Source organism: Falsiroseomonas oryziterrae, assembly GCF_021864505.1.
Classification (GTDB): domain Bacteria; phylum Pseudomonadota; class Alphaproteobacteria; order Acetobacterales; family Acetobacteraceae; genus Falsiroseomonas; species Falsiroseomonas oryziterrae.
Map to the genome: position 1 here is coordinate 1 of NZ_JAKJIB010000303.1, position 5,178 is coordinate 5,178.

The 5,178-nt window shown below is 74.7% G+C and carries 5 protein-coding genes; all 5 read left to right on the top strand.

What is annotated here, in order from left to right:
- A partial coding sequence (locus tag L2I40_RS18715) for an ATP-binding cassette domain-containing protein (protein ID WP_237216702.1) occupies nucleotides 1–806 on the top strand: 806 nt, incomplete at its 5' end.
- The gene (locus tag L2I40_RS18720) at nucleotides 803–2,539 is read left to right on the top strand and encodes a methyltransferase domain-containing protein (protein ID WP_237216703.1); all 1,737 of its coding nucleotides are present in this window, start codon (nucleotides 803–805) and stop codon (nucleotides 2,537–2,539) included. The genes L2I40_RS18715 and L2I40_RS18720, both read left to right, overlap by 4 nt.
- Nucleotides 2,494–3,444: a LysR family transcriptional regulator gene (locus L2I40_RS18725; RefSeq protein ID WP_237216704.1), complete on the top strand. Its 951-nt coding sequence runs from the start codon at nucleotides 2,494–2,496 to the stop codon at nucleotides 3,442–3,444. Before L2I40_RS18720 ends, L2I40_RS18725 begins: the two co-directional genes overlap by 46 nt.
- A 66-nt stretch (nucleotides 3,445–3,510) precedes the next feature.
- Nucleotides 3,511–4,902 (top strand): proton-conducting transporter transmembrane domain-containing protein, encoded by a 1,392-nt coding sequence (locus L2I40_RS18730; protein WP_237216705.1) that lies wholly within the window; start codon nucleotides 3,511–3,513, stop codon nucleotides 4,900–4,902.
- Nucleotides 4,895–5,178, top strand: a 284-nt coding sequence (locus tag L2I40_RS18735) for a putative inorganic carbon transporter subunit DabA (RefSeq protein ID WP_237216706.1), incomplete at its 3' end; no start/stop codon positions are given. The genes L2I40_RS18730 and L2I40_RS18735, both read left to right, overlap by 8 nt.

Below are 5,178 nucleotides of genomic sequence, written 5' to 3' on the forward strand. Positions count from 1 at the left end.
AGCGCTCTTCCGATCTCGTGCAGGTGCCCGCGAAGCCGGCGGTGCTGCCGCGGCCGGTGCGCGGCGCGCTGGCGTTCGAGGGCGTGCGCTTCGCCTACCCGACGCGCCCCGCCCAGCCGGCGCTGGACGGCGTCGGCTTCGAGGTCGCGCCGGGCGAGACGGTTGCGCTGGTCGGCCCCTCGGGCGCGGGCAAGACGACGCTGTTCCAGCTGCTGCTGCGCTTCTACGACCCGCAATCGGGCCGCATCGCGCTGGACGGCATGGACATCGCGACGCTCGATCCGGCGGAGCTGCGCGCGCAGCTCGGCCTGGTGCCGCAGGAGCCGCTGATCTTCGGCGCGACCGCGGCCGAGAACATCCGCTACGGCCGCCCCGACGCGTCCGACGCGGAGGTGCGCCGGGCCGCCGAGGCCGCCGCGGCGCATGGCTTCATCGAGGCGCTGCCGCAGGGCTATGCGACGCCGCTCGGCGCCCGCGGGGTGACGCTGTCGGGCGGGCAGCGCCAGCGCATCGCGATCGCGCGCGCCATCCTGAAGGACGCACCGGTGCTGCTGCTGGACGAGGCGACGAGCGCGCTCGATGCGGAATCCGAGCGCGACGTGCAGCGGGCGCTGGAGCGGCTGTCGCACGGTCGGACCACGCTGGTCGTGGCGCATCGCCTGGCGACCGTGCGCCGCGCTGACCGCATCCTGGTGCTGGAGAGCGGCCGCATCGTCGCCGCCGGCACGCATGACGAGCTGGTGCGCGAAGCCGGCCTCTACGCCCGCCTCGCCGCGCTGCAATTCGCCGACGCCGGACCGGAATGACCGGCTGGGAGACGATCCGTCCCTACGACCGCGGCTTCCGCGAATTCGCGGAAGCCTACGAGGCGCTCGGCTTCGAGGAGATCCACCGCGACGCCCTGCCCTTCCTGCCCGCCGCGCCCGGCACCGTGCTGGATGTCGGCGCCGGCAGCGGGCGCGACGCGGCCTGGTTCGCGGGACGGGGCTGGGAGGTGCTGGCCGTCGAGCCCGCATCCGCGCTGCGCGGCGAGGCGGCGCGACTGCATCCCGATCCGCGCATCCGCTGGGTGGACGACCGGCTCCCGGCGCTCGCGCAGGTGCATCGTCTCGGCCTCGGCTTCGATCTCGTCTGGCTGAGCGGCGTCTGGCAGCACATGCCGCCCGAGGAGCGGCCGCGCGCGATGCGCAAGCTCGCGACGCTGCTGAAGCCCGGCGGGCGCATGATGCTGACGCTGCGCCACGGCCCGGCGCCGGAGGACCGGCCGATGTGGCCGGTGGACGCGCATGAGCTGGAGCGGCTCGGCCTCGACCACGGCCTCGCGCTTCGCGTCGCGACCGAGCGGCGCGAGGACCGGCAGGGCCGCGCCGATGTGCGCTGGCAGACCGTCATCCTCGACCTGCCGGATGACGGCGCGGGCGCGCTGCCGCTGCTGCGCGGCGTGATCCTCCGGCAGGAGCGCTTCGCGACCTACAAGCTCGCGCTGCTCCGCTGCCTCGCGCGCATCGCCGACGCCTCGCCGAATGTCGCGCGGGAGGCGGAGGCGCATGTCGAGCTGCCGCTCGGCCTCGTCGCGCTCTACTGGCTGCGGATGTACAAGCCGCTGGTCGAGCGCGGGCTGCCGCAGGCGCCGGCCGGCGTCGGCCTGGCCTTCGTGCGGGACGCCTTCCATGCGCTGCGTCCGCTCGCGCCCTTCGACCTCCGGCCCGGCGCGCTGGTCACGGGCGATCTGGCCGTGGCGCTGCGGGTCGCGCTCGCCGATGCGGCGCGCGTCATCGCCAACATGCCGGCGCGGCACCTCACCTTCGCGGACGACACGCCCGTCTTCCCCGCCGAATTCGGCCGGCGCCCGCGCGGCGAGGGTCCGCTGCCACTCAATGCCGAGCTGTTCTGGGAACTCGGCAGCCTGCGCGTGCCGCTGCATGTCTGGCAGGCGCTGCGCCGCATGGCGGCGTGGATCGAGCCGATGCTGCTCGCCGAATGGGTGCGCCAGAGCCGCGACTTCGCCGAGCGGGCCGGGCGCACGCTCTCGGGCGACGATCTGCTCGGCGCGCTGCGCTGGCTCGAGCCGGAGCGCGACACCGGCTTCGTGCGCGGCCTGGTGCAGGAGAGGCTGCGGCGGGGCGAGGCGATCGCCTGCGTCTGGACCGGCCGCCCGCTCGCCGCGCGCGGCATCGAGGTGGATCATTGCCTGCCCTGGTCGGCCTGGGCCTGCAACGACCTCTGGAACCTGCTGCCGGCCTCGCGCGCGGCGAACCAGGGCAAGGCCGACAAGGTCGTCGGCGCCGCCGTGCTGGCCGAGGCGAGGCCGCGCATCCTGGCGTGGTGGGAGCGCGGCTATCTCGACGCAGACACGGCGACCCGGGCGCGCTTCGTCGAGGAGGCGCGCAGCACCCTGCCGCTGCCGGACGACCGCGCGCCGGCGCTCGACGAGATGTTCGCGGCACTCGACTTCCGCCGCCTCCGCCTGCGGCAGGAGACGCAGGTGGCGGAATGGGCGGGCTTGCCAGCCGCCGGGAAGCCGGTCATCGCGCCCTGACCATGGCCGACCTCGACACCGCCCTGCTCCGCGCCTTCGTCGGCCTCGCCGAGACGCTCAGCTTCTCGCGCACCGCGGAGCGCGTCGGGCGGTCGCAATCGGCCGTGTCCATGCAGATCCGCCGGCTCGAGGAGATCCTCGGCTGCCAGCTCTTCCGCCGCGACCGCCGGCATGTCGCGATCACCGAGGAAGGCGAGGCGCTGCTCGGGGATGCGCGGCGGCTGCTCGCGCTGGCCGACGGCATGGTCGGGCGCATGCGGGCGCCGGAGATCGAGGGCGAGGTGCGCTTCGCCTCGCCGGAGGATTTCGCCACCGCCTACCTGCCGGAGATCCTCGCCGCCTTCAGCGCCAAGCATCCCGGCGTGCGGCTGCACGTCACCTGCGACCTGACCTTGCGCCTGGTCGAGGCGCTGGAGCGCGGCGAGCAGGACCTGATCGTGGTGAAGCAGGACCCCGCCGAGCCCTATCCCGCCAGCCGCCCGCTCTGGCGCGAGCGGCCGGTCTTCGTGGCGCGGGAGCGGAGCGCCGTCGCGTTGCCGGCGGCGCATGACCCGCAGCACCGCCTGCCGCTGGTCGTCTCGCCCGCCCCCTGCGTCTATCGCCGCCGCGCCGTGAACGCGCTCGACGCCGCGGGCCTGCCCTGGGACGTCGCCTACACCAGCCCCTCCTTCGCCGGGACGCTCGCGGCCGTGCGCGCCGGCCTCGGCGTGACCGTCCTGCCGCGGGCGATGGTGCCGGAGGGCTTCGCTGCGCTCGGCGCGGGCCAGGGCTGGCCGAGCCTGCCGGAGGTGGAGATGGCCCTGCTCGCCGCCCCGCGCGTCTCGGACGCCACGGCCGCGCTGGCCAGCTTCATCCAGGAGCGGGTCGGCTCTTATCGGCAAAACAGATCACCGACAGCAGATTAATTCGTTTCTCACGACTCTCTCCGGGGGGCAGAAGGCCGCGCCGCACCGGACCCGGATGGGAGTCGCATGCCCCGGAACTTCACCCTCGGATGCTGGGCCGCCTTCGGGCTCAGCCTGATCCTGCTGATCGGCCGCGCCGGGGAGCCCGCGCTGGCCTTCGGGCCGTTCCGCCTCGACGCGATGGCCCTGTTCCTGGGCTCGGCGGTGCTGCTGGTGAGTGCCGTCGTGCACAGCTTCTCGCTGCGCCACATGGATGGCGACGCGCGCTTCGACGCCTTCTTCAAGCGCCTGGCCGCCCTGACCGCGACGGTGCTGGCGCTGCTGGTCACCGATGCGGTGCCGCTCTTCGCCGGGCTCTGGATGCTGATGGGCTGGCTGCTGGCGGACGCGATCGGCCATGTGCGGTCCTGGCCGCAGGCGCAGGCCGCCGCCGCGACGGCACGCACCGCCTTCCTGCGTGGCGGCGCCGCGCTGACGGCGGGTCTCATCCTGCTGAGCCTGGCGACCGGCAGCCTGTCCATCGCCGGCATCGCCGCCGGAGCGGCTCAGGCCAGCCCCTGGCTGGTCGGCCCCGGCCTGCTGGCGCTGGTGCTGGCGGCGGCGATCCAGAGCGGGCTGTTCCCGTTCCAGCGCTGGCTGATGTCCTCGATGGTCGCGCCGACGCCGGTCTCGGCCTTCATGCATGCGGGCCTCGTGAACGCCGGCGGCATCCTGGTCGCCCGCTTCTCCTCGGCCTTCGAGGCGGTGCCGGCGGTGCTGCTGATCATCTTCGCCGCGGGGGCCGCGAGCGCGCTGCTCGGCCAGGTGACCGCGCTGGTGCAGACCGACGTGAAGCGCGGCCTCGCCGCCTCCACCACCGCGCAGATGGGCTTCATGCTGCTGCAATGCGGCCTCGGCTTCCACGCCGCGGCGATGGCACATCTCGTTCTGCACGGGCTCTACAAGGCGAGCCTCTTCCTGGGCGCAGGCTCGGCGCTGGCCAATGCCGCGGCACCGAAGACGCAGGCCGCGCCGTCGCTCGCCGCCGCCGGCCCGGCGGCGATCGCGGCGCTGCTGGCCGGCGCCGGCTTCGCGCTGACCTCCGGCAAGCTCGAAGTAGGCGCAGGCGCGCTGCTGGTGCTCTTCGCGGCACTGGCCGCGGCGCAGGCCGGCCTCGCGCTGCGCGGAGACGGATTGGTCCGCTGGCTCGCCGGACCGGCGGTGCTCGGCCTCGCCGGCCTGCTCTACGGCCTGATCGTGCGTGGCGCCGAGGCACTGCTGGCCGGCACGCCGGGGCTGGTCGCGCCGCAAGCGCTCAACCCGCTTCACCTGCTCGTCGCGGCGCTGTTCCTGCTCGCCTGGGTCGCGATCCAGGCCGGGTGGCACCGGCGCTCCGCCGCCCTCTATGTCCGCGCGCTGCGGCTCGGCCAGCCGGCGCCCGCCTCCGTGACCGATCGCCGGGAGACCTACCATGCCTGAGCTCGCCCGCCTCTCCGCGCAGATCGAGATCGCCGCCGGCCACATCACGCCCTACTGGCCGCTGCGCAGCTTCATCGCGGCGAACCCGCTGCAGGGGCTTGAGGACCAGCCTTTCGAGCATGCGGCGCGCACCGCCGCGGGGCTGTTCGGCGGCCGCCCCTACCCCGCGCCGGCGCTGCTGAAGCTGGCGCTGGCGGAGGGGAAGATCGACGCGGCGATCCTGCAGGAGACGGCGCTCCGCCATGGCCGGCCCGAGGCGGCGCAGCCCGCGGCGCT